20 protein-coding genes are annotated in these 22,232 nt (G+C 62.4%); 8 read left to right on the top strand and 12 right to left on the bottom strand.

Annotated features, from left to right (window positions below):
• Positions 1-4: 4 nt before the first annotated feature.
• Both IM295_RS12925 and IM295_RS12920 read right to left on the bottom strand, forming a co-directional pair.
• Positions 5-1,000, bottom strand: coding sequence for an ABC transporter permease (locus IM295_RS12925; protein ID WP_048999873.1), 996 nt, complete (start codon positions 998-1,000; stop codon positions 5-7).
• Complete coding sequence (locus IM295_RS12920; protein ID WP_193066784.1) at positions 997-2,499, bottom strand: sugar ABC transporter ATP-binding protein; 1,503 nt, start codon at positions 2,497-2,499, stop codon at positions 997-999. Before IM295_RS12920 ends, IM295_RS12925 begins: the two co-directional genes overlap by 4 nt.
• A gap of 159 nt (positions 2,500-2,658) precedes the next feature.
• On the opposite strand from IM295_RS12920, the gene IM295_RS12915 reads away from it, so the two are divergent.
• The 4 genes from IM295_RS12915 (at position 2,659) to IM295_RS12900 (ending at position 5,413) form a co-directional block, all read left to right on the top strand.
• Positions 2,659-3,747 (top strand): oxidoreductase, encoded by a 1,089-nt coding sequence (locus IM295_RS12915; protein ID WP_193066783.1) that lies wholly within the window; start codon positions 2,659-2,661, stop codon positions 3,745-3,747.
• Positions 3,748-3,804: 57 nt separating this feature from the next.
• Positions 3,805-4,548, top strand: coding sequence for an SDR family NAD(P)-dependent oxidoreductase (locus IM295_RS12910; RefSeq protein WP_028012303.1), 744 nt, complete (start codon positions 3,805-3,807; stop codon positions 4,546-4,548).
• 183 nt (positions 4,549-4,731) lie between these two features.
• Positions 4,732-5,028, top strand: a complete 297-nt coding sequence (locus IM295_RS12905) for a type II toxin-antitoxin system RelE/ParE family toxin (protein ID WP_048338850.1) — start codon at positions 4,732-4,734, stop codon at positions 5,026-5,028.
• Entirely contained in the window at positions 5,009-5,413 is a 405-nt protein-coding gene (locus IM295_RS12900) for a helix-turn-helix domain-containing protein (RefSeq protein ID WP_047367705.1), read from the top strand. The genes IM295_RS12905 and IM295_RS12900 overlap by 20 nt, the downstream gene beginning before the upstream one ends.
• Here IM295_RS12900 and IM295_RS12895 read toward each other — a convergent pair.
• From IM295_RS12895 to entC, 7 genes are all read right to left on the bottom strand, one after another.
• On the bottom strand, positions 5,410-5,607 hold the full coding sequence (locus IM295_RS12895) for a YbdD/YjiX family protein (RefSeq protein WP_006809671.1): 198 nt from the start codon (positions 5,605-5,607) through the stop codon (positions 5,410-5,412). The genes IM295_RS12900 and IM295_RS12895 overlap by 4 nt on opposite strands.
• A 59-nt stretch (positions 5,608-5,666) precedes the next feature.
• Positions 5,667-7,772, bottom strand: a complete 2,106-nt coding sequence (gene cstA, locus IM295_RS12890) for a pyruvate/proton symporter CstA (RefSeq protein ID WP_193066782.1) — start codon at positions 7,770-7,772, stop codon at positions 5,667-5,669.
• Positions 7,773-7,921: 149 nt separating this feature from the next.
• Positions 7,922-8,335, bottom strand: coding sequence for a proofreading thioesterase EntH (entH, locus tag IM295_RS12885; RefSeq protein WP_069733602.1), 414 nt, complete (start codon positions 8,333-8,335; stop codon positions 7,922-7,924).
• Entirely contained in the window at positions 8,335-9,090 is a 756-nt protein-coding gene (gene entA, locus IM295_RS12880) for a 2,3-dihydro-2,3-dihydroxybenzoate dehydrogenase EntA (RefSeq protein WP_049138725.1), read from the bottom strand. Before entA ends, entH begins: the two co-directional genes overlap by 1 nt.
• Entirely contained in the window at positions 9,090-9,944 is an 855-nt protein-coding gene (locus IM295_RS12875; protein WP_063154729.1) for an isochorismatase, read from the bottom strand. Before IM295_RS12875 ends, entA begins: the two co-directional genes overlap by 1 nt.
• A 10-nt stretch (positions 9,945-9,954) precedes the next feature.
• On the bottom strand, positions 9,955-11,565 hold the full coding sequence (entE, locus tag IM295_RS12870) for a (2,3-dihydroxybenzoyl)adenylate synthase EntE (RefSeq protein WP_193066781.1): 1,611 nt from the start codon (positions 11,563-11,565) through the stop codon (positions 9,955-9,957).
• A gap of 9 nt (positions 11,566-11,574) precedes the next feature.
• Complete coding sequence (gene entC, locus IM295_RS12865) at positions 11,575-12,750, bottom strand: isochorismate synthase EntC (RefSeq protein WP_048961277.1); 1,176 nt, start codon at positions 12,748-12,750, stop codon at positions 11,575-11,577.
• 188 nt (positions 12,751-12,938) lie between these two features.
• On the opposite strand from entC, the gene fepB reads away from it, so the two are divergent.
• Positions 12,939-13,898, top strand: coding sequence for a Fe2+-enterobactin ABC transporter substrate-binding protein (fepB, locus tag IM295_RS12860; protein WP_150143036.1), 960 nt, complete (start codon positions 12,939-12,941; stop codon positions 13,896-13,898).
• 46 nt (positions 13,899-13,944) lie between these two features.
• Here the strand turns inward: fepB and entS are convergent, their stop codons facing one another.
• Positions 13,945-15,192, bottom strand: a complete 1,248-nt coding sequence (gene entS / locus IM295_RS12855; RefSeq protein ID WP_193066780.1) for an enterobactin transporter EntS — start codon at positions 15,190-15,192, stop codon at positions 13,945-13,947.
• Positions 15,193-15,300: 108 nt separating this feature from the next.
• Between entS and fepD the strand changes: the two genes are divergently transcribed.
• Genes fepD through fepC form a run of 3 tightly spaced genes read left to right on the top strand, consistent with a single transcriptional unit; the run spans position 15,301 to position 18,085 of the window.
• Positions 15,301-16,305 carry a Fe(3+)-siderophore ABC transporter permease gene (gene fepD / locus IM295_RS12850; protein ID WP_193066779.1) on the top strand — a complete coding sequence of 335 codons (1,005 nt, stop codon included), beginning with the start codon at positions 15,301-15,303 and terminating at the stop codon, positions 16,303-16,305.
• The gene (gene fepG / locus IM295_RS12845; protein WP_120266909.1) at positions 16,305-17,294 is read left to right on the top strand and encodes an iron-enterobactin ABC transporter permease; all 990 of its coding nucleotides are present in this window, start codon (positions 16,305-16,307) and stop codon (positions 17,292-17,294) included. The genes fepD and fepG overlap by 1 nt, the downstream gene beginning before the upstream one ends.
• The gene (gene fepC, locus IM295_RS12840; RefSeq protein WP_059357479.1) at positions 17,291-18,085 is read left to right on the top strand and encodes an iron-enterobactin ABC transporter ATP-binding protein; all 795 of its coding nucleotides are present in this window, start codon (positions 17,291-17,293) and stop codon (positions 18,083-18,085) included. Before fepG ends, fepC begins: the two co-directional genes overlap by 4 nt.
• Positions 18,086-18,158: 73 nt before the next feature.
• On the opposite strand, the gene entF is transcribed toward fepC, so the two are convergent.
• Together entF and IM295_RS12830 are read right to left on the bottom strand one after the other, a co-directional pair.
• A complete protein-coding gene (entF, locus tag IM295_RS12835) occupies positions 18,159-22,016 on the bottom strand; it encodes an enterobactin non-ribosomal peptide synthetase EntF (RefSeq protein WP_193066778.1) in 3,858 nt (1,285 codons plus the stop codon).
• Positions 22,013-22,225, bottom strand: a complete 213-nt coding sequence (locus IM295_RS12830; RefSeq protein WP_028012289.1) for an MbtH family NRPS accessory protein — start codon at positions 22,223-22,225, stop codon at positions 22,013-22,015. The genes entF and IM295_RS12830 overlap by 4 nt, the downstream gene beginning before the upstream one ends.
• Positions 22,226-22,232: the final 7 nt, after the last annotated feature.

The raw sequence follows: 22,232 nt of genomic DNA, 5'->3' as shown, positions 1-22,232 counted from the left end.
GTTGTCAGCGTTTTTGTATGTAGGTAATCGCCAGCGCTACCGCGAGCACCAGCCCTTTTATTATGTCCATGGCGTAATACGGCACGGAGAGCATCACCAGCCCGTTCGACAGCACGCCGAGGATCACCGCCCCCACCAGCGTGCCAAGCGCGTTCGGCTTGCCGGACCCGGCCAGCGAGAAGCCGATCCACGCCGCGGCCACCGCATCCATGAGATAGCCGCCACCCGCATTGACCTGCGACGATCCGATGCGGGAGGCCAGCAGAATGCCGCCCAGCCCCGCCAGCAGCGAGGCAATCACATAGGCCGCCACCTTGTAGCGCGTGGTGCGAATGCCCGAGAGGCGCGCCGCTTCCGGGTTGCCGCCAATGGCGTACATCCGGCGTCCGTGAGTGGTCAGCGACAGCCCCAGCTGCGCCAGAAGGGTCACCGCCAGCATGATGATGACGATGGTCGGCACCTGCCCCAGCAGGCTGAACGCCGCCGGAATGGTCCCTTCCGCCATGTCGCCGCTCGGCAGCACCATATTCTCGGTAATCGACCCGCCGTAGCTATAGGTCATCGCCACGCCCTGGATGACAAACAAGCTGGCGAGGGTGGCGAGCATGTCCGGAATACGCAGGATGACGATCAGGAAAGCGTTAAACAGGCCGACCAGCGTGCAGAGCGCGAGAGTGATTACAATCGACTCGGTGGTGCCGAAGCCGTGCCAGACGAAAAGCGAAATGACCAGCGCGTTCGCCAGCGACGCCGTGGAGCCCACGGAGAGATCGAACCCGCCGACGGTCAGCGAAATCGACACGCCAACGGCAATCACCGTCACGATGGCAATCGAGCGCAGAATATTGATGATGTTGTTCGGGTCGAGGAAGCTGTCCGACGCCAGGCCAAAGACGGCCACCAGCGCGACGACGGTGAGCAGCATGCCCCATTTATAGAGAAAATCAAAAAGTTGCTGACGGCCAGACGCCGTCGCGTTTACTGAAAGGGCCTTGCTCACGACGCCGTTCCTCCGGTTGAATAATAAAGTAGTGTCTCTTCACGGGCCTCGGCCCCGGCGATTTCTGCCACGATGCGCCCGTCCCAAAGGACGCAGATGCGGTCGCACAGTCCCACCAGCTCGGCAAACTCGCCGGAGGCGTAAATCACCCCTTTGCCCTCGCGAGCCAGGCCGTCAATCAGCTGGAACAGATCGGTTTTGGCCTTCACGTCCACGCCTTTGGTCGGCTCGTCGAAGATCAGCACGCTGGCGTCATTACGCAGCCACTTGCCGATGGCGACCTTCTGCTGGTTACCGCCGGAGAGACGTCGCAAAACCTGCCCGGGACCGCGGGCGCGAACGCCGACGCGGGCAATGACCTCTTCCGCCCAGCGCCACGCCTGACGATAGCCGAACAGGCTCCAGCGCGAAAAGCTGTTATCGGCGCTCACGGCAAGGTTCATGCTTACCGGCTCGTCGATAAAAATGCCCTCCTTGCGCCGCTCCTCCGGCACCAGCGCCAGGCCGCGCAGCACCGAGTCTGCCGGATCGCGCGGCTGCCAGGATTGATGATTCAGCTCACCGCGCGCCACGCGGCTTTTGCTGGCGCCAAACAGCGCCTTGCAGAGTTCGGTTTTCCCCGCCCCCGCCAGCCCGGCAATGCCGAGGATTTCGCCTTTACGCAGGTGCAGGGAGATATCCTTCAGCAGCGCGTCGTCGTGCAGCCCTTCCACTCGCAACAGCGTTTCGTCGCCGTGCGGCGGTCGCGCGGGCGGGTAGATATCGCTCAGCACGTGGCCGAGCATCTTCTCAACAATTTCTTCACCGCTGAGATCGGCCATCGGGCCAGACTCAATCAGCTTGCCGTCGCGCAGCACCGTCAGGGTGTCGCAGATAGCTTTTAGCTCGTGAATGCGGTGGGAGATAAACACCACGCCGATGCCCTGCTGTTGCAGACGTCTTACCACCGCAAACAGACGCTCGCTCTCGTGCGCGTCCAGCGGCGCGGTGGGCTCGTCAAGAATCAAAAAACGGCAGTGGTGGGACAAAGCGCGTGCCAGCAAAATCTGCTGCTTTTCGGCCAGCGAACAGCCGTCGATGGAGCGGCGAACGTCCAGTGTAACGTCGAGCTGCGCCAGCGCCTGCCGCGCCTGCTGACGAACGGTGCGCCAGCGGTAGCGGTGCCCCGGCTGCGCCAGCTGGTCGAGCATGATGTTCTCCGCAATGCTCAGCCCGGGGATCAGCGCCACGTCCACCTCCTGCTGCACGAGGTGGATGCCCAGCCGTTTGGCGTCCAGCGGCTCGCGAATGTTTACCGGCTGGTTGTTAATGGAGATTTCGCCCTCATAGTGGTCGTGCGTCCCGCACAGCACCGCCATCAGCGTTGATTTCCCCGCACCGTTGGCGCCAGTCAGCGCATGCACCGACCCGCCGTTCAGCGTGAAGTCCACGCGCGTCAGCGCCTGAAAGCCGGAAAAGGCCAGGCTGATACCGCGCATTTCAAGGCGACTGGAAACCATCCGCGTAAATCCTTCATAACTCTTCTGATTTATCGAATTTTTCACAGCTCCGGTTGACTGACAACGACGGAAAAGGCATAAGATAAAGCGAAATATTATTAGCCATCCGGATGTCCAGACATAACATCGGGTTAGCGCTTGCGAAAAAAGGACAACACCATGAGCAACACCGACATCCGCGTCGTGCCCGGCCCGGCGAACTACTTCTCCCATTCCGGAAGCCTTGCGCATCTGAATGACTTCTTTACCCCGGAACAGCTTTCCCGCGCGGTGTGGATTTACGGCGAGCGCGCAATAGAGGGCGCGCGCCCGTTCCTGCCGGAGAGCTTTAACGCGCCGGGGGCGAAGCACCTGCTGTTTAAGGGCCACTGCAGCGAGCGCGACGTCACCCGTCTGGTGAACGGATCCGGCAGCGATGCCAGCGTGGTGATTGGCGTGGGCGGCGGCGCGGTGATGGACACCGTCAAGGCCGTGGCGCGCCGCTTAGGCGTTCCGTTCGTGGGCATTCCCACCATCGCCGCCACCTGCGCAGCGTGGACGCCGCTCTCCGTCTGGTACAACGATGCCGGTCAGGCGCTGCAGTTTGAGATTTTTAACGACGCTAACTTTCTGGTGCTGGTGGAGCCGCGAATCATTCTGAACGCCCCGGCGGAATATTTGCTGGCGGGCATCGGCGATACGCTGGCGAAGTGGTACGAAGCGGCGGTTCTCGCTCCTCAACCTGAGATCCTACCCCTCACCGTGCGTCTCGGCCTCAACGGTGCGCTGGCGATCCGCGACGTGCTGCTGGAGCGCAGCGAAGAGGCGCTAGAAGACCAGCAGCGCGGCGAGCTAACGCAGGCGTTTCGGGACGTGGTGGACGCCATTATTGCCGGCGGCGGGATGGTGGGCGGTCTGGGGGAGCGCTACACCCGCGTGGCGGCGGCGCACGCGGTGCACAACGGCTTGACCGTGCTGCCGCAGACGGAAAAATACCTGCACGGCACCAAGGTGGCCTACGGCATTCTGGTGCAGAGCGCCCTGCTCGGCCAGGACGACGTGCTGGCACAGCTGGTGGCGGCATACCGGCGCTTTAACCTGCCGACCACGCTTCGCGAGCTGGACGTCGACATCAATAACCGCGACGATCTCGACAAGGTCATCGCCCACACGCTGCGCCCGGTGGAGTCGATTCACTATCTGCCGGTGACGTTAACGCCTGAGGTTCTGCGCGCCGCGTTTGAGAAAGTAGAATCCTTCCGCCGTTAATTGCACCGACGGGCTATACCTAATGATGGTTCTCACCACTCTCGTAACGAGGTCATCATGCAGATCGATTTAACAGGTAAAAAGGCGCTGGTTACCGGCGCCAGCCGCGGGCTGGGTCGTGCGATTGCCCTGTCGCTGGCGCGCGCCGGTGCCGATGTGGTCATCACCTATGAAAAATCCGCCGATAAAGCCCAGGCGGTCGCGGATGAAATTAAGGCGCTGGGGCGGCACGGCGAGGCCATTCAGGCGGACAGCGCCAGCGCGCAGGCGATTCAGGATGCCGTCACCCATGCGGCACGCTCTCTCGGCGGGCTGGACATCCTGGTCAATAACGCCGGTATCGCGCGCGGCGGCCCGCTGGAGTCCATGACGCTGGCGGACATCGACGCCCTCATCAACGTCAACATCCGCGGCGTGGTGATCGCTATTCAGGAAGCGCTGGTGCATATGTCTGACGGCGGGCGCATTATCAACATCGGCAGTTGTCTGGCGAACCGCGTGGCACAGCCGGGGATTGCCGTCTACTCAATGACCAAATCTGCACTGAACTCCCTCACCCGTGGTCTGGCCCGCGATCTTGGCCCGCGCGGTATTACCGTTAACCTGGTGCACCCCGGCCCGACCAACAGCGATATGAACCCGGAGGACGGTGAGCAGGCTGACTCACAGCGTCAGCTTATTGCCCTGGGCCATTACGGCCAGCCGGAAGACGTTGCGGCGGCGGTCACCTTCCTTGCCAGCCCGGCAGCCGGGCAGATCTCAGGCACCGGTCTGGACGTGGACGGCGGTTTGAACGCCTGATCGCATTTTTCCTGCAAGCCTCTGTCGCCCGGCAGAGGCCTTTTCGAGCCGCCTCGACGGTTTGCGTTTTGCCTCTTACCGGCGCTTTTTTTCCGCTCTACAGTACCCCATAAGAAATTCGGAATTTATCTAATAGTCTTATTATTTCCTTATATTTTGTGTGGGCGTACAGTGGAGGTACGGATGAAGATTGTCTGGTCTAATGGTGCAAAAAAGGCTTTTTCTAGAATTGACGAGCGGTATCAACGCCGCATTGAGGTAAAGCTTGCCGAACTGGATGACCGCTCGGCACCCCGACCCGATATCAAAAAAATATCGGCGAAAGAAAATCATTTCCGGCTACGCGTTGGCGATTACCGCATCCTGATTACACTTCGGGACAATCCCAATACCCATTGTTATGTTTTAGCCGTCAAACGCAGAACATCAACGACTTACCTTCACGAGGAGAACGCTCCCTATGGCTGTTCAGCTAATTAAGGACGATAACGGAAAAACGCAGTACGTAGTTATTCCCTATGATGAATACTTTCGCATGTGCTTACAGATGGCGGAGATCGACGACGAAACCGACGACGATCTGGAGGATATTGAAGTCGAACACGATTGCTATGATGACGTGGAATTGCCTGGAGACGTGTGCAGCATCATGACCTGGCAGAACGTCAGCCTGCAGGCCGCATGGCGCATTCTGCGCGGCATGTCACAGCAGGAGGTGGCGGAAAAACTCGGCATCAGCCAGTCCGCCGTATCACAGCTTGAAGCGCTGGACTCCCGTCCGCAAAAGCGCACCCGCGAAAAGCTGGCGGCAATTTATGGCTGCAAGCAGGAGCAAATCAGCCTCTATTTACCGAAAGAGGGTTAACAGCACTTCGCCCCGCCCTTGCCGCCGTAGCGGGCGTCCTGGCGGTCGCGGAAAAACTCTTCGTAGGTCATCGGCGTCTGGTCCGGGTGGTTGACGCGCATATGCTCGACGTAGTTATCGTAATCCGGCACGCCAATCATCATTTTGGCGGCCTGGCCCAGGTACTTACCTGCTTTGGAGAGGGTGTCGAACATCATTCTGGTCTCACTGGAAATGTAGGCCGGGTAAGCGCTAGCGCCACCCGGCACACAGGTTAATGCGCCCCTTTCGCCTGGGTCACAATCTCGTCCAGGTTTTCAGGCATCGGCTCGTACGGCGTCTCTTTCGCCGTCGGCGTGTCGACCTTCAGCGCCGCCAGCGCGGTTTTCAGAGAATACAACGCCAGCACCACAACCACCACCATAAAGAAGATGGTCAGTCCGGCATCCAGACGGTTGTTGAACACCAACTGCGACAACTGCGATTCGGTGTACTGCGCCGGGATCTTGCCGCTGTCGATCATCGCCTGGAACTTGTTGGCGATCGCCAGGAAGCCCACCTTATTGTCCGGGCTGAAGGCTTTTTGCCAGCCCGCCGTCAGGGTACAGATTAGCAGCCAGGCGGTTGGCACCAGCGCCACCCACGCGTAGCGCTGGCGCTTCATCTTGAACAGCACCACCGCGCAGAGCATCAGCGCCATGCCCGCCAGCATCTGGTTGGCGATACCGAACAGCGGCCACAAGGTGTTGATCCCGCCCAGCGGATCGACCACGCCCTGATGCAGGAAGTAGCCCCACGCCAGCACGCACAGCGCCGTCGCCAACAGGTTAGCCGGGAGCGAATCGGTCCGCTTCAGGTTCGGGGAGATCACCCCCAGCAGATCCTGTAGCATAAAGCGCGCCGCACGGGTTCCCGCATCCACCGCCGTCAGGATAAACAGCGCCTCGAACAGAATGGCGAAGTGATACCAGAACGACACGTCCATCAGCCCGCCCAGCGCGCCGTGCAGGATGTAGGCCATGCCCACCGCCAGCGTCGGCGCCCCGCCCGCGCGGGAGATAATTGACTGCTCGCCCACCTCAGTAGCGATATGCGTCAGCGTTTCCGGGGTAATGGCAAAGCCCCAGCCGCTCACCACCTGCGCGGCGGACGCTACCACGTCAACGGTGCCAGCCGGGGCCAGTACCGCCATCGGGCTGTTCATCGCAAAGTAAACGCCCGGATCAATAATGCAGGCGGAGACCAGCGCCATAATCGCCACGAAGGACTCCATCAGCATGCCGCCGTAGCCAATCAGGCAGGCCTGATTCTCGTTGGCCAGCATCTTCGGCGTGGTTCCGGAGGCGATCAGCGCGTGGAAGCCGGACACCGCGCCGCAGGCGATGGTAATAAACAGGAACGGGAACAGGTTACCAGTCCAGACCGGGCCGGTACCGTCGATGAATTTGGTCAGCGCAGGCATGGTCAGGGTCGGGCGCATAATCAGAATGCCGATGGCCAGACCGACGATGGTGCCGATTTTCAGGAAGGTTGAGAGGTAATCGCGCGGGGCCAGCAGCAGCCACACCGGCAGCACCGCCGCCACAAAGCCGTAGCCCACCAGCATCCAGGTCAGCTGCACGCCGGTAAAGTCGAAGAACGGTGCCCAGGTCGGGCTTTCCGCCACCCAGCCGCCGGAGATAATCGCAAATACCAGGAACACCAGGCCAATGACAGAGACTTCACCAATGCGCCCGGGGCGCAGGTAGCGAATGTAAATCCCCATAAACAGCGCCAGCGGAATGGTAAAGGCGACCGTGTAGGTTCCCCACGGGCTGTGGGTCAGCGCTTTCACCACGATCATCGCCAGCACCGCGAGGATGATCACCATGATCATAAAGGTCGCCACCAGCGCAATCACCCCGGCGGTTGCCCCCATCTCCTCTTTCACCAGCTCACCCAGAGAACGGCCGTCGCGACGGGTGGAGACGAACAGCACCATAAAGTCCTGCACCGCGCCCGCCAGCACCACCCCCGCGAGGATCCAGATCATCCCCGGCAGGTAGCCCATCTGCGCCGCAAGCACCGGCCCCACCAGCGGGCCTGCTCCGGCAATCGCCGCGAAATGGTGACCGAACAGCACTTTTTTATCGGTCGGCACGTAGTCCAGCCCGTCGTTGTGGCGTACGGCAGGCGTCATGCGTGTGCCGTCTACGCCCAGTACCGTCTTTGCGATATAGCGGCCATAAAAACGGTACGCAATGAGATAAATGCAGACGGAGGCGACGACGATCCAGAGCGCATTGATCTGCTCCCCCCGGTTGAGGGCGATATAGCCCAGGGCAAAGGCTCCCACAACGGAGAGCACCGCCCACGTAAGATATTTCCCTGAGTTGTTCATAGTTGTTGTCCGTTGTTGTGAAACAGTGAGATGTTACATTTTGTTTCTAGAACAACGGATAAAATTTAACAACTTTGAAACGCAATAATGCGTGGTCAAACCAGAGATTTACACCACAGTGTTAAGCCGATCACTTTCAGCTGAATGGCCTACCCCAGCACCATCGTGCTCAACCGACAGGTACAGCACCGCCGCCCCTGCTCGTCGAATACCACGATCTCCCAGCTCTGGCTCGAACGCCCCAGATGCAGCGGCTGACACACGCCGCGCACCTTACCGTGAGAGACCGCGCGATGGTGCGTGGCGTTCAGCTCTGTGCCGACCACGTTCTGCCCGTCGCGGGTCATCAGAAAACCGGCCATTGAGCCCAGCGTTTCCGCCAGCGCCGCCGACGCCCCGCCGTGCAGCAGGCCAAACGGCTGATGGGTACGGGCATCCACCGGCATCTCCGCTTCCAGCGTGTCGTCCCCGAGGCGGGTATAGACGATGCCCAGATGCGCCACCAGGGTGTTCACGCTGGTGGCGTTCAGTTCTTCAAGCGATAAATGACGTTTCCAGATCATTACGCCCCCAGTGTGGAGCCGCCGTCCACCACGATATCCTGCAGGGTAATATGGCTGGCGGCATCGGACGCAAGGAACAGCACGGTGGCGGCAATTTCCCGCGGACGGGCGATTTTGCCGAGCGGAATGCCGAGCTTGAACTGCTCGCCAAAGCCGCGAATGCGCTGCTGCTCCGCATCGTCGCTTTTCCACAGGGTGCGCTGCATGTCGGTGTCCGTTGAGCCCGGCGACACCAGGTTACAGCGCACGCCGCTGCCCGCCAGCTCCAGCCCGACGGTCAGCGCCAGGCTTTTCAGCGCTGCCTTCGACGCGCCGTAGGCACTCATGCCGATGCGCGGGGTGTGCGCCGCGTCGGAGGCCACGGTCACTATCGCTCCGCCCTGCTGACGGCGGAACTGGCCCATCGTCTGCTGAAACAGGTTAAACGCGCCGCCGACGTTAACCGCAAAGGTCTGCTGCCAGTCCTCCTGCGAAAGCTCGTCCGTCGCGCCCATGCGCAGAATGCCCGCCGCGTTAACCAGCACGTCGAGGCGCTCAAGGGTGCCAAGTAAGCGCCCGCAGACGTCGCCCACCTGCGACGCATCCGCCACGTCCAGCGTTTCGGTGGCAAACGGATAATCGTCCTGCGGGAAGGCCAGATCGAACCCGGTCACCCGCGCGCCCGCCTCCACAAAGGCCAGCGCGGTCGCATAGCCAATACCTTTACCCGCGCCCGTTACCCAAACCGTTTTACCGGTAAAATCGAACCCCGCCATCACTTCACCTCACGGGAGAGCAGCGCCCACCAGGCGTCAAGGGTCGGATTTTTCGCCAGCATCACGAAGTCGATGTCGCCGTGCACCTTCCGCCAGCGGGCGGCCAGCGCCATCATGCGCACCGAGTCCAGACCGTAGTCGATCAGGTTTTCGTCATCCATCGGCTCGTCGGACTCGTCCAGCAGCGGCAGGATCAGCTCGCGCAGCGCGGCTTTCGTTGCCGGAACGGACGGCAGCAGCTCGTCGGTCATCACCACGCGGCCCGAACGTCCTGCCACGTATTTCAGCGACATCAGGTGCTCGTCGCGGGTGAAGTCCGCCAGCGCGTCGGCGATAAAGAACGGCTTGATGTCGCGCATAAAGGCGTCGGTAGCGGTGGTCATGCAGCCGATGTGGGCATAAACGCCGGTAATCAGCAGCTGGTTGCGGCCGGTCTCTTTCAGCATCTGCTCCAGCGGCGAGCGGTGAAACGCGCTGTAGCGCCACTTCACCAGCACGGTGTCCGCTTCGTCCGGCGTCAGTTCAGCCACGATGCGCTGCTGCTCCGGCGAGCGGGTCAGGCCCGGCCCCCACATGTCGTTCAGCAGGGCGCGGTCTTCATCGCTCTGCTCTTTCGGCTGCGCGGTGTAGTACACCGGGATATTGTGTTCTTTGCAGTAAGCGCGCAGTTTAGCGATGTTCGCCACCACCTGCTGCATCATGTCGCTATTTTCGCCCCAGAAGTTCAGGAAATACTCCTGCATATCGTGGATCAGCAGCGCGGCGCGCTCCGGCTCAAACGCCCAGTTCACCTTGTTGGTCGGCAGCTCTGCGGCGGTTGGCAGCGCGTAAGCGGTTAATTTTGGAATGGCCATTCTCTGTTCCTCAGCCCCGGGCGCGTTCAGCAAGCCACAGGCGCAACTGTTTCTTATCAACTTTGCCGACCGGCGTGAGCGGAAGCGCATCCACGCTCTCCACGCGGTCCGGCAGCTTAAATTCGGCAACGCCCTGCTCACGCAGGAAGCGGCGCACCTCAACCGCGCGCAGGGGCTGTTTCACCACCAGATACGCACAGCTTTTTTCGCCCAGCAGGGTGTCCTCCATGCTCACCAGCGCGGCGTGGATCACCGCCTCGTGGCGCAGCAGCAGGTTTTCGATCTCTTCGGCGGCAATCTTTTCGCCACCGCGGTTGATCTGATCTTTCTCGCGCCCCTGCACGGTGATGTAGCCCTGCTCATCGATGGCGATCAGATCGCCGGAGCAGTAGAAACCGTTGGCATCAAAGGCGCTGGCGTTGTGCTCCGGGCTGTTGAAATAGCCGCGGAAGGTGTATGGGCCGCGCGTCATCAAACGTCCGACTTCCCCGCGCGGGAGCGGGTTGCCGTCCTCGTCCGCCACCCACACCTCGTCGTCCGGACACATTGGGCGGCCCTGGGTGTTGATGATGCGTTCCGGTGCGTCGTCGAGGGCGGTGTAGTTCACCAGCCCTTCCGCCATGCCAAACACCTGCTGCAGCTGGCAGCCGATTTCCGCCGGAATACGCGCCGCGAGCGTGGCGGAGAGGCGTGCGCCGCCCACCTGGAGCAGCTTGAGGGATTTCAGCTGCGCGTTCCCCGCGCCGTCGGCAATCGCCTGCAGCCAGAGGCTCACCGCCGGAGGGACCAGCGACGTCACGTTGATCTGATGCTGCTCAATCAGCGGGAAGCAGAGCGTGGCGCTCGGATCGTTCGCCAGCACCACGCAGCCGCCCGCCGTGAATACGCCTAACGATCCCGGCGAGCTCATGGCGTAGTTATGCGCTGCGGGAAGCGCGTTCAGATAGCGGGTGTGCGCAGTGATGCCGCAGATTTCATTGCTGCGGCGGATGCTGTAGTCGTAGTCGTTGTGCGTACGCGGGATCAGCTTCGGCGTGCCGGTGCTGCCGCCGGAGAGCTGGAAGAACGCCACCTCGTCTGCGGGCGTCGGGTTCGGGATGAAGTTGTCCGCCGGGCGCGCAATCGCCGCTTCCAGCGCATGTTCACCCTTATCGCCGCGCAGCAGCACGGCGCGAACCGAGCGGTGTTCATTCACAAAGGTATTGAGAAAATCATCCCCCGCGAACAGGGCATGTTGGCGATCGGCGATCAGCACGGCGGGTTTTATCTGCACCGCGTAGGCGTTCAGTTCGCTGCGTTGATGGCAAAAGAGCGCGTTGACCGGCGCGACGCCAATTTGCAGCAGCGCAAAGAAAGTGATGTAAAACTCGGCCACGTTGCCGAGCTGCACCAGCGCGGTCTCACCGCGGTGCAGCCCCTGCGCCTGGAGGGCAGACGCCAGATTCGTCACCGCCTCATTAAACGCGCGGTAGGTGATGTGGCGATCGCCGTCAATAATCGCGACCGCATCGCTTTGCGCATGGTCCGTCAGGATGTGGGTCAGCGGCAGATCCTGCCAGTAGCCTTTTTCACGGTAGCGGCGGGCAAAATCCTCAGGCCAGCGGGTAAAAGGGATGGTCATGGGTATTCCTTAGTGCAAACCAAACACGTTAAGCATGGTGGAGAGCTTCACGCCCGTCTCACGCCACTCGCCCACCGGGGAGGAGGCAGGCACAATGCCCGCGCCGGCAAACAGGCGAACGGTATTTTCGTGAAGACGCGCGCAGCGGATGGTCACCACCCACTCGCCGTTGCCTTCGCTGTCGCACCAGCCGACAATGCCGCCGAACAGCTCACGGTCGAACGGCTCCAGCTCGGCAATCAGTTCTTTAGCCGCCTGATGCGGGAAGCCGCTCAGGGCCGGGGTCGGGTGCAGCAGGCAGGCCAGCGTCAGGGCGTTTTCGTTCTCGCGCGCGTCACCTTCAACCGGCGTCGCCAGATGCCACAGCGTCGGCGTGGTGATGAGCTGCGGGGAAGACGGCATGCTCAGATGATGGCTGCGCGGTTCCAGAATGGCCTTCATCGCCTGGGTCACCAGGTCGTGTTCGTGGCGGTCCTTTTCGGAGGCCAGCAGCTTATTGCCCGCCTCGCGATCCAGCACGTCGTCCGGCTGGCGGCGCGCGGAGCCTGCCAGCGGCAGCGAGCTAAAGTGCCTGCCCTCTTTGCGCAGCAGCAGTTCCGGGCTGGCGCCGAGCAGCACGCCGCCGTCTTCCAGCGGCACGTGGAAGTTAAAACTCGCCGGGTTCTGAGCGATCAGACGCTCCATCAGCGCGCCGCTGTCCATTTTTTTGTCGGTGGCGATATCAATCAGGCGCGACAGCACTACCTTATTCACCTGCGGCGTGGCGGTGAGCGATGCGGCGCGCGCGACCATCTCTTCAAAAACGGGCTGAGCGGGGATCTCAGTGCGCTGTTCCACCTTCAGCGCCTGCGCGCCGGAGAAATAGCGTGCGGACTGCTGACGCGCGGGGCGGGAAAACGTCTCCCAGCGTTGCGGAATAAACAGCGAAGACGGCTTGCGGGTATCGAACGGGATGGCCCCTACCATAACGGGATGGGCGATGCCGCTGGCTTTCGCATCCCGGAAAGCCTGGGCTAATTTCTGCTGGAACTGCCCCGCCGGATCGTCGCCGCCGACGGCAGGTTCAGAGAATCGGGCAAAACAGCCTGAGGTGGTAAAACTGCGGTAAGGCGACATAAAGAAAAAGCTGTCTGATTGCAGCGTGGTCGCGGTGTGCTGAACTTCCTCAGCCAGGGACGTGTCCATATCATCCTCCTCAAAATGATAAAAGAAGCAATAATGATTATCATTTATATTTTCGTCGGCTAACCTAATCCCACAGCGCCCCGCTGTCAACCGTCGGGCCATTAACTTCTGCGACAAACGCTTGCATCCCTTCCCGGCAACCATGAAAATGAGAAGCATTATCTTCAATAAAAACAGGATGCCGCTCTGTGAAAATCGCTGCCGTTTGCCGCAATGCCCTTCTTCTGACAGGACTTTTTGTTTTAGGACTAACCTCAGCCGCCGCCGCCGACTGGCCGCGCCAGGTCAACGACAGCCGCGGCGTGCATACGCTTGAGAGCAAACCGACGCGCATTGTTTCTACCAGCGTGACCTTAACCGGCTCCCTGCTGGCGATTGACGCGCCGGTCATTGCCAGCGGCGCAACCACGCCGAACAACCGCGTGGCGGACGCGCAGGGTTTCCTGCGCCAGTGGGGGGATATTGCAAAACAGCGTAAGGTTGCACGGCTGTACATCGGCGAGCCGAGCGCCGAAGCGGTGGCCGCCCAGATGCCGGATCTGATTTTGATCAGCGCCACCGGCGGGGATTCCGCGCTGGCGCTGTACGATCAGCTCTCCGCCATCGCCCCGACGCTTATCATCAATTACGACGACAAAAGCTGGCAGGAACTGCTGACCCAGCTGGGCACGATGACCGGGCAAGAGAAACAGGCCGCTGAACGCATCGCCGCGTTCGATAAACAGCTCGCACAGGTGAAGCAGCAGATGAAACTGCCGCCGCAGCCGGTGAATGCCATCGTCTACACCGCCGCCGCGCACACGGCGAACCTGTGGACGACAGAATCGGCGCAGGGCAAGCTGTTACACCAGCTGGGCTTTACGCTGGCGGCGTTACCCGATGGGCTGCACACCTCAAAAAGCCAGGGCAAGCGTCACGACATTATTCAGCTGGGTGGAGAAAATCTGGCGACGGGGCTGAACGGCGAAGGGCTGTTCGTGTTTGCCGGCGACGAGAAAGACGTGAATGCGATTTACGCCAACCCGCTGCTGGCGCATTTACCGTCGGTGAAAAACAAACGCGTCTGGGCGCTGGGAACGGAGACGTTCCGCCTGGATTATTACAGCGCGATGCTGGTGTTAGACAGATTGAATGCGTTGTTTAAGTAGGCATTTTCCCTCCCTCTCCCCGTGGGAGAGGGCCGGGGTGAGGGCATCAGGCCGCACCGTCGTTCAACGCGACCTCCTGCCTGAACCGCCGCAATTCCACCAGCGCCACCAGTAAGATCGCGCCAACCATCGCTAACACAAACCCGCTGCTGCTCGCCGACGCCACCGGGGTCATTATCGCCCCCAGCCCGCCGAGGATCGCCGCGCCGATGGCATCGCCCGTGACGTTCTGCGCGGTCCACAGGCCGTTGATGCGCCCGAGCATCCCTTCCGGCGTCTGGGTCTGGATCAGGGTGTACTGCAGCAGCGAGCTGATGGCGCTCAGCCAGCCGAAGATCACCAGACACATCACCCCGAGCGCCCAGACCGGCATCAGGCTGAAGAAGCCAATGGCGATAAACGAGGCCAGCGTGGCAAGCAGCATAATCAACCCCGGCCGCGCGCTCTGCGCCAGGTTGCCGCTGGTCAGCGCCCCGCAGGCCGCACCGAGCGGAATGGCGGCGTACAGCACGCCAATCTCTGAGGCGCTCATCTGCCACTCGCCCGCCAGCGCCGGGTAAAGCACGCGCACTGCGCTCGCCATCGTCAGCAGGCCGCCGAGCAGTGCAATGCCGCCAATCAGCGGGTTGCTGAACAGAAAACGAATCGCGGCCATCAGGGACTTCAGCGGATGCTCGCGCGGCTGCGGCGGCGGTGGCAGGAGCGGCAGACGCAGTAACGTCAGGGTGGTGATAAAGGTGCCCGCCGCGGCAAGGCCGTAGTTCCACGCCACGTTGCCGGTGGCCAGCAGCAGGCCGCCCACCATCGGCGAAATCACCGAGCCGAGGCGCACGGTGAGCATGGTGATCGCCCCCGCCTGCATCAGGTTCTCGCGCCCCACCAGCGCGGGCGTCGCCGCCAGCAGCGCCGTCACGCCTAGCGAGGCGAAAAAACCGTCCCACAGGCCCAGGGCATAAATCGCCACCAGCGACGGCTCCGGCAGCATCGCGTTCAGACACAGCCCGATAAAGCCCACGCCGCAGGTGCCGCGCGCGAGCAGGATCAGTTTCTTACGCTCGTAGCGATCCGCCAGCACGCCGCCGACCATCAGGCCGATAAACATCGCCCCGCCGGTTAACGTCACCGATAACCCCACCAGCCAGCTGGAGTGCGTTATGGTCTGGATCTGTACCGGCACGGCGACGCCGAGCAGGCCGAGGGACAAAATGGAGATAAAGCGAGCGATAAAAACGGCGCGATACGCCGGGTGCGTTTTCAACAGGCTGAGGTTAAGCAGCCAGGATTTTTGATTCATGACAAAGCCTTGAGTCTATTTCTACCCATTCCATGGGCGCACATGCTAACATAGCCAAATAAGATAGATAACGATAATCACTATCATTATCAAATCATGGATGTTGCTATGTCGTTTTCCTCTTCTGCGGTGCGCGCCATTGCCGTGCCCGTATTATTGCTACTGCTAATCCTTGCGATTGCACTCAGCCTGCTGGTCGGCGCGAAGCCGCTACCCGCGTCCGTTATCGTTGATGCGCTCTCCGGAACCTGTCAGAGCGCGGACTGCACCATCGTGCTCGACGCCCGCCTGCCCCGCACTCTTGCCGGACTGCTGGCCGGTGGCGCGCTCGGCCTTGCGGGTGCCCTGATGCAAACCCTTACCCGTAACCCGCTGGCGGACCCCGGCATTCTCGGCGTCAACTCCGGCGCCAGCTTTGCCATCGTGCTCGGCGCAGCGCTGTTCGGGTTGACGTCACCCTCTGAACAGCTGGCGATGGCCTTCTGCGGCGCGCTGGCCGCCTCGCTGGTGGTCGCGTTTACCGGCAGCCAGGGCGGCGGGCAGCTCAGCCCGGTACGCTTGACCCTGGCAGGCGTGGCGCTGGCCGCGGTGCTGGAAGGCTTGTCCAGCGGCATCGCCCTGCTCAACCCGGACGTCTACGACCAGCTGCGCTTCTGGCAGGCCGGTTCGCTGGATATCCGGACTCTTGAAACCTTAAACGTGGTGGCAATCCCGGTCATTATCGCCGCCGTCGTGGCGCTGTGTTTAAGCCGGTCGCTGAACAGCCTGAGCCTCGGCAGCGACACCGCAACCGCCCTCGGCAACCGCGTCGCGCGCACGCAGCTGACTGGCCTGCTCGCTATCACCGTGCTGAGCGGCAGCGCAACCGCCGTGGTCGGTCCGATCGCCTTTATCGGCCTGATGATGCCGCACATGGCGCGCTGGCTGGTGGGGTCGGACCACCGCTGGTCGCTGCCGGTCACGCTGCTGGCGACCCCTGCCCTGCTGCTGTTTGCCGACGTGCTGGGCCGCCTGCTGGTGCCCGGCGAGCTGCGCGTCTCGGTGGTGAGCGCGTTTATCGGCGCGCCGGTGCTGATCTTCCTGGTACGTCGCAGACGCGGAGGGGGCACATGATGGCTCCTTCCCGTCGTTTACTCACCAGCGTCTTCCTGCTGGCTATCGCCATTACTCTGCTGGCGGTCTGGAGCCTGCAAAGCGGTGCCGTAACGCTTGATTTCGCGCAGGTCTTTCACGCCCTCACCGGCAGCGCGCCGCGTAACATCACCATGGTGGTCACCGAATGGCGACTGCCGCGCGTGGCGATGGCGATCCTGGTGGGCGCGGCGCTCGGCGTCAGCGGCGCGATTTTCCAGTCGCTGATGCGTAACCCCCTCGGCAGCCCGGACGTGATGGGCCTGAATACCGGCGCGTGGAGCGGCGTGCTGGTGGCGATGGTGCTGTTCGGGCAGCATCTGACGGCCATTACCTTTACGGCGATGGCGGGCGGCATTCTGACCTCGCTGCTTATCTGGGCCCTAGCCTGGCGCAACGGCATTGACACCTTCCGGCTGATCATTATCGGGATCGGCATCCGCGCGATGCTGATGGCGTTTAACACCTGGCTTTTGTTGCAGGCGTCTCTGGAAACCGCGCTCTCCGCCGGGCTGTGGTACGCCGGCTCCCTCAACGGCCTGACGTGGGGCAAAACCTGGCCCGCCGCGCCGCTGATTTTGCTGATGTTTATCGGCGCCCTGCTGCTGGTACGCCGGATGCGCCTGCTGGAGATGGGCGACGACAGCGCCTGCGCGCTGGGCGTGAGCGTTGAGCGTTCGCGCCTGATGCTGATGCTGGTGGCGGTATTGCTGACCGCTGCGTCCACCGCGATTGCCGGGCCGATCTCGTTTATTGCCCTTGTCGCGCCGCACATCGCGCGGCGTCTTAGCGGCACCGCGCGCTGGGGCTTGACCCAGGCTGCCCTGTGCGGTGCGATGCTGCTGCTGGCCGCCGATCTCTGCGCCCAGCGGCTGTTTATGCCTTATCAACTGCCGGTGGGCGTGGTGACCGTCAGCCTCGGCGGGATTTACCTCATCGTCTTGCTCGTTCAGGAGTCACGCAAGAAATGACAGATTCAACAACCCGCTTGCGCGGCGAAAACTTGACCCTCGGCTATGGCAAAAAAATCATTGCCCGTGATTTAACCGTCGCCATTCCGGACGGCCACTTCACCGCGATTATCGGTCCGAACGGCTGCGGCAAATCAACCCTGCTGCGCACTCTGAGCCGCCTGATGTCGCCGACAGAGGGCAGCGTATTCCTCGACGGGGAGCAGATCCAGCGCTTCGCCAGCAAAGAGGTGGCCAGGCGCATCGGGCTGCTGGCGCAAAACGCCACCACGCCGGGAGACATCACAGTGCAGGAGCTGGTCTCGCGCGGGCGCTACCCACACCAGCCGCTGTTTACCCGCTGGCGCAAAGAGGACGACGAGGCCGTGAAGCGCGCGATGCAGGCAACGGGCATCACCGATCTGGCTCAGCAAAGCGTGGATACCCTCTCCGGCGGACAGCGACAGCGGGCGTGGATCGCGATGGTGCTGGCGCAGGAAACCGCCATTATGCTGCTGGACGAGCCAACGACCTGGCTGGACATCAGCCATCAGATTGACCTGCTGGAGCTGCTGAGCGAGCTGAACCGCACGCAGGGGTATACCCTGGCGGCGGTACTGCATGATTTAAACCAGGCGTGCCGCTACGCCACGCATCTGATTGCGCTGCGCGACGGCGAGATTGTGGCGCAGGGCGCGCCGAAGGAGATTGTGACGCCAGAGCTGATCGCGCGGATCTACGGCATGCGCTGCATGATTATTGACGATCCGGTGGCGGGTACGCCGCTGGTGGTGCCGTTAGGTCGGCGGTAATAGCCGGGTGGCGGCTACGCCTTACCCGGCCTACATTCAGGCCCGGTAAGCGCAGCGCCACCGGGCATTTGCACTATCCTAAAATTTCCTTCAGTACCGGCCCAATCTTTTCAAACGCCTGCGGTGAAATGATATCCACGTGGGCGCAGTCCTGGCTGTAGACCTCCAGCTCGCCCACCCACGGCGCCCAGGCCGTATGCGGATCCATCGTTCGGGTACGTTCGGCAACAAACAGCGTCGCTTTACCGTCAAAGCGTGAACTGTGCGCGGTGGTGAGCAACCGCACCGCGTCCGCGTAGTTGCCTTCAATGGTGTTAAACAATTCGCTGGAGCCCTGTCCCTGCTGGGCGGCGATAAACGCCTGACGCTCGCGCTCGATCTCCGCCAGCACTTCCGGGTCAAGGCCGTTTGCCTCTTTCTCCGCCCAGTTCTGGGTTTCCGGCGGCCAGGTATCCAGCAGGCCGAGGAACGCCACCGCTTCACCCTGCTCGCGCAGACGCGCCGCAATGCCCTGCGCCAGCGTGCCGCCGAGGGAATAACCGAACAGGTAATACGGTCCGTGCGGCTGCTGCTTACGCAACGTTTTCAGGTGATGTTCGATCACCCCATCGAGATCCGCGCACTGCTGCATCGGGCCGTTTGGCCGCGGCGACTGAATGCCGGTAATCGACCAGCGCGGGCTGAGGTAGCGCGCCAGGACGCTGAACTGCCAGGCAAAGCCGGACGCCGGATGGAAGCAGAACAGCGTCGGGCCGTTGCTTTCACGCAGCGGCAAAAGGGTTTCATACCCCAGACGCTGCGCCTGTTCGTCGCTCAGTTGCGAGTCCAGCAGCGCGCTGAGCTTGCCGACCGTCGAGGCGACCATAATCTGCCCCGGCGTGACCTTGCGGCTGAACGCACGGCCGAGCTGAGCCGCGAGGCGCATCGCCAGCAGCGAGTGGCCGCCAAGGGCAAAGAAGTCGGCGTCGATATCGTTCACTTCGCAGCCCAGCAGCGCAGAAAACGCCTGCGCCACGGCGGCTTCGGTTTGCGTCTCGGGTGCGCGACCGGAGGTTTTACTGGTCAGCTCCGGCAGCGGCAGCGCCTTGCGATCCAGCTTGCCGTTGGCGCTTAGCGGCAGCGCGCTGATTTGCAGCAGCACCACCGGCACCATATGCGGCGGCAGCTGTGCCCTGAGCGAGTCCAGCAGCGCGTCGCGATCCAGCGGTAAACCGGATTCGGAAACCACGTACCCCACCAGCTGGCGGGCATCGCCGCCCGTTGCCGCAGCCTGATTAAACACGCACGCATGCGCCACGGCCTGAGCCACGTCAGGCAATGACAGCATCGCCCGGTCGATTTCGCCCAGCTCAATGCGCTGACCGCGGATTTTCAGCTGGTCATCGCTGCGGCCCAGATATTCCACCGCGCCGTTGTCCAGCCAGCGGGCAACGTCTCCGGTGCGATACATCCGCTCGCCTGGGGCAAACGGATCGGCAATAAAGCGGCTGGCGGTGAGGTCGGGACGTCCCAGATACCCCTGTGCCAGCTGAATGCCGGTGAGATACAGATCGCCCGCCACGCCGAACGGCACCGGGCGCATCATCGCATCCAGAATGCGCAGCCCCGTATTCCACACCGGGAAGCCGATCGGCACGCTGTTGCCCTCCACCGCCGCCAGCTCCGGGCCGTACGCCGGATACCAGCTCACGTCCACCGCCGCTTCGGTTGGGCCGTAGAGGTTGTGCAGCGGTACATGAGTGAGCTGCTCCCACTCGCGGCACAGCGCCGTTGGCAGCGCCTCGCCGCTACAGAACACCTGCTTCAGCGTCCTGCAACAGTCGACGTTTTCCGGCGTCAGCGAGGCAACAAATGCCGCCAACATCGAGGGCACGAAGTGGGTGGTGGTTACGCCATATTCTGCGAAGAAGCTCTGCATCGCCTGCGGATCGCGGTGCGCGTCCGGCTCGGCCATCACCAGCTTTGCCCCGGCGATAAACGGCCACCAGAACTCCCACACCGACACGTCAAAGCTGCACGGCGTTTTCTGCGCCACGACGTCATGCGCCGCCAGTGGATAATGATCCTGCATCCACTTCAGGCGGTTAACGATGGCGGTATGCCCCACCATCACCCCTTTCGGGCGTCCCGTTGAACCTGAGGTAAAGATGATGTACGCGGTCTGCTCCGGCTTCGCCAGACGCAGAGGTTCAGCGCCTGTGGTTGGCAATAGCATGTTGTAACTAAGCGAAGGTATCGGCAGATCGTTAAAGCGCGGAAGCTGCGCGTCGGTGGTAATGAGGAGCGACGGTTTCGCGTCCTCCAGCATCATCCGCAGACGATCGTCCGGGTAGCCGGTATCCAGCGGCAGCCAGGCGGCGCCGGCTTCAACAATCCCGTGCAGCGCCAGGGTCAGGAACACCGAGCGCGGAAGCGCCACCGCCACGCTGTCGCCCGGCTTCACGCCGCGCGCGCGCAGCAGGTTTGCCAGCGCGACCACCTGCTCGCGCATCTGGCGGTAGTTCAGCTCAATATGGGCATCCGCCAGCGCGGGAGCGTCCGGCGTTTTGCTCGCCTGCTCCGCCACCAGATCCGCCAGCGTGGTGGAGGGCAGCGCCAGGCCGGTATCGTTGATGCGCGCCAGCCGGGCGTATTCCTGCTCGGATACGGTTTCCACGTCGCCACAGCGCAGGTCCGGGTTCGCGGCAAACTGCGCCAGCATCGCGTTCAGGCGCGAAACGTGGCGCTTCAGCGTCGCGTCGTCGTAACGCTGCCTGTTGGCGAGGATCTCAATGCTTAATCCGCCCTGCTCGTCCGGGAACAGCGCCAGCTCGAGATCGTTCACCGGGCCGGTCGCCAGCGTGTGGGTGATGGCCTCCACGCCGTCGATATCCAGCTGATAATCAAATACCTTCACGTTCAGCACCGGCCCAAACAAGGGTTCGTCCCCTGCGGCCCGCCCGCTGTCGCGCACGATCTGCTCGGCGTCGTAGCGCTGATGGCGGCGCATTTTTTTCAGCTGGTTCGCGAGGCGCAGCGCCAGCGAGGGCAGGCTCTCCTGGGGATCGATATTGACCGCCAGCGGCAGAACGTTAAGCACCGGCCCGGTCGCGGTGAGCGCCGCGGATCCCATCCGGCGCATAAAGATAAACCCGGCGGCGTAGTCCAGCCGTCCGGTGAGGCGCCCCAGCCACAGCGCCACCAGCGCAAGCGCCAGGTCGGTGCGCTGTGCCTGCCCTGCCGCCTGCGCAAGCTGGCTAAAGGCGCGGCCGTCGGCGGCAACCTTCAGGCGAAGAATGTCAGTCGTGGCGGCGCGGCCCGGCAGCGGCGCGGGGGAGAGCGAGACCGGAGAAGGCAGCTGTTTGCGCTGCTCGGCCCAGAAGGCGCCGTCGCGCCGGTACGCCTCGCTGTCGCGGTAGCGCTGATACTCGTCCACCACCTCTGCAAATGGCGTAAACGGGGATTCCGGCGTGGGTTCGCCCTTTTTCCACGCGGCATAAATCGCGGCGATCTGGCGGGTTATGGCCGGGAAGCTGAAGCCATCCACCACCAGATGGTGATAGCGCTGATACCAGTACCAGTGGTTTTCACCGACCTGAATCAGCTGATGAAAGGCCAGCGGCTGCCCGCTGTCGACGCGCAGGTTCTGGTTAAGATCGGCGTTCATCAGCGCCACGGCGGCGGCGTGGGAATCAACGCGAACAATGGACGGTTCCGGCAGAATGAAGGTGTCATCCACCCACTGCCACACCTCGCCGTTATCTTCAGCGAAACGCGTGCGCAGGGTATCGGCCTGCATCATGCCCTCGGCGATGGCGTTAGCCAACAGCGGCGCGTCGATATTCCCTTTCAGCTCGGTGTAGTGCGCCACGCTCCAGGCGTTTGGTAGCGAGGAAAGCTGCTCTGCCATCCAGATACCCGGCTGGGCGGCGACGAGAGGGAGACGGTTCATGCGCGCTCCCCCGCAAAAGAGGACGGCTCAAGCGTCTGCCAGCGTTGCGCCAGCCACTGCTGGCACGCCTCCTGAGAGTGCGGCTCGCAGACCACGCGCCAGCCCGCGGGCAACTCGCACTGCTGCGGCCACAGGCTGTACTGCCCCTGGTCATTTTGCAAAATGGCGAACTGTCCCTGCGGATTATCGAAAGGATTGCTGAATTCCATACAGACT

This window comes from Enterobacter cloacae complex sp. P14RS (assembly GCF_014895895.1).
GTDB classification, from domain to species: Bacteria; Pseudomonadota; Gammaproteobacteria; order Enterobacterales; family Enterobacteriaceae; genus Enterobacter; species Enterobacter bugandensis.
This window is presented reverse-complemented; position numbering and strand designations above follow the sequence as displayed.

Bases quoted from the DNA above. Each gene is read 5' to 3' on its own strand.
- IM295_RS12920 (WP_193066784.1), bottom strand. From the start codon at position 2,499: ATGGTTTCCAGTCGCCTTGAAATGCGCGGTATCAGCCTGGCCTTTTCC.
- IM295_RS12915 (WP_193066783.1), top strand. From the start codon at position 2,659: ATGAGCAACACCGACATCCGCGTCGTGCCCGGCCCGGCGAACTACTTC.
- IM295_RS12910 (WP_028012303.1), top strand. From the start codon at position 3,805: ATGCAGATCGATTTAACAGGTAAAAAGGCGCTGGTTACCGGCGCCAGC.
- IM295_RS12905 (WP_048338850.1), top strand. From the start codon at position 4,732: ATGAAGATTGTCTGGTCTAATGGTGCAAAAAAGGCTTTTTCTAGAATT.
- IM295_RS12900 (WP_047367705.1), top strand. From the start codon at position 5,009: ATGGCTGTTCAGCTAATTAAGGACGATAACGGAAAAACGCAGTACGTA.
- IM295_RS12895 (WP_006809671.1), bottom strand. From the start codon at position 5,607: ATGTTCGACACCCTCTCCAAAGCAGGTAAGTACCTGGGCCAGGCCGCC.
- cstA (WP_193066782.1), bottom strand. From the start codon at position 7,772: ATGAACAACTCAGGGAAATATCTTACGTGGGCGGTGCTCTCCGTTGTG.
- entH (WP_069733602.1), bottom strand. From the start codon at position 8,335: ATGATCTGGAAACGTCATTTATCGCTTGAAGAACTGAACGCCACCAGC.
- entA (WP_049138725.1), bottom strand. From the start codon at position 9,090: ATGGCGGGGTTCGATTTTACCGGTAAAACGGTTTGGGTAACGGGCGCG.
- IM295_RS12875 (WP_063154729.1), bottom strand. From the start codon at position 9,944: ATGGCCATTCCAAAATTAACCGCTTACGCGCTGCCAACCGCCGCAGAG.
- entE (WP_193066781.1), bottom strand. From the start codon at position 11,565: ATGACCATCCCTTTTACCCGCTGGCCTGAGGATTTTGCCCGCCGCTAC.
- entC (WP_048961277.1), bottom strand. From the start codon at position 12,750: ATGGACACGTCCCTGGCTGAGGAAGTTCAGCACACCGCGACCACGCTG.
- entS (WP_193066780.1), bottom strand. From the start codon at position 15,192: ATGAATCAAAAATCCTGGCTGCTTAACCTCAGCCTGTTGAAAACGCAC.
- fepD (WP_193066779.1), top strand. From the start codon at position 15,301: ATGTCGTTTTCCTCTTCTGCGGTGCGCGCCATTGCCGTGCCCGTATTA.
- fepG (WP_120266909.1), top strand. From the start codon at position 16,305: ATGGCTCCTTCCCGTCGTTTACTCACCAGCGTCTTCCTGCTGGCTATC.
- fepC (WP_059357479.1), top strand. From the start codon at position 17,291: ATGACAGATTCAACAACCCGCTTGCGCGGCGAAAACTTGACCCTCGGC.
- entF (WP_193066778.1), bottom strand. From the start codon at position 22,016: ATGAACCGTCTCCCTCTCGTCGCCGCCCAGCCGGGTATCTGGATGGCA.
- IM295_RS12830 (WP_028012289.1), bottom strand. From the start codon at position 22,225: ATGGAATTCAGCAATCCTTTCGATAATCCGCAGGGACAGTTCGCCATT.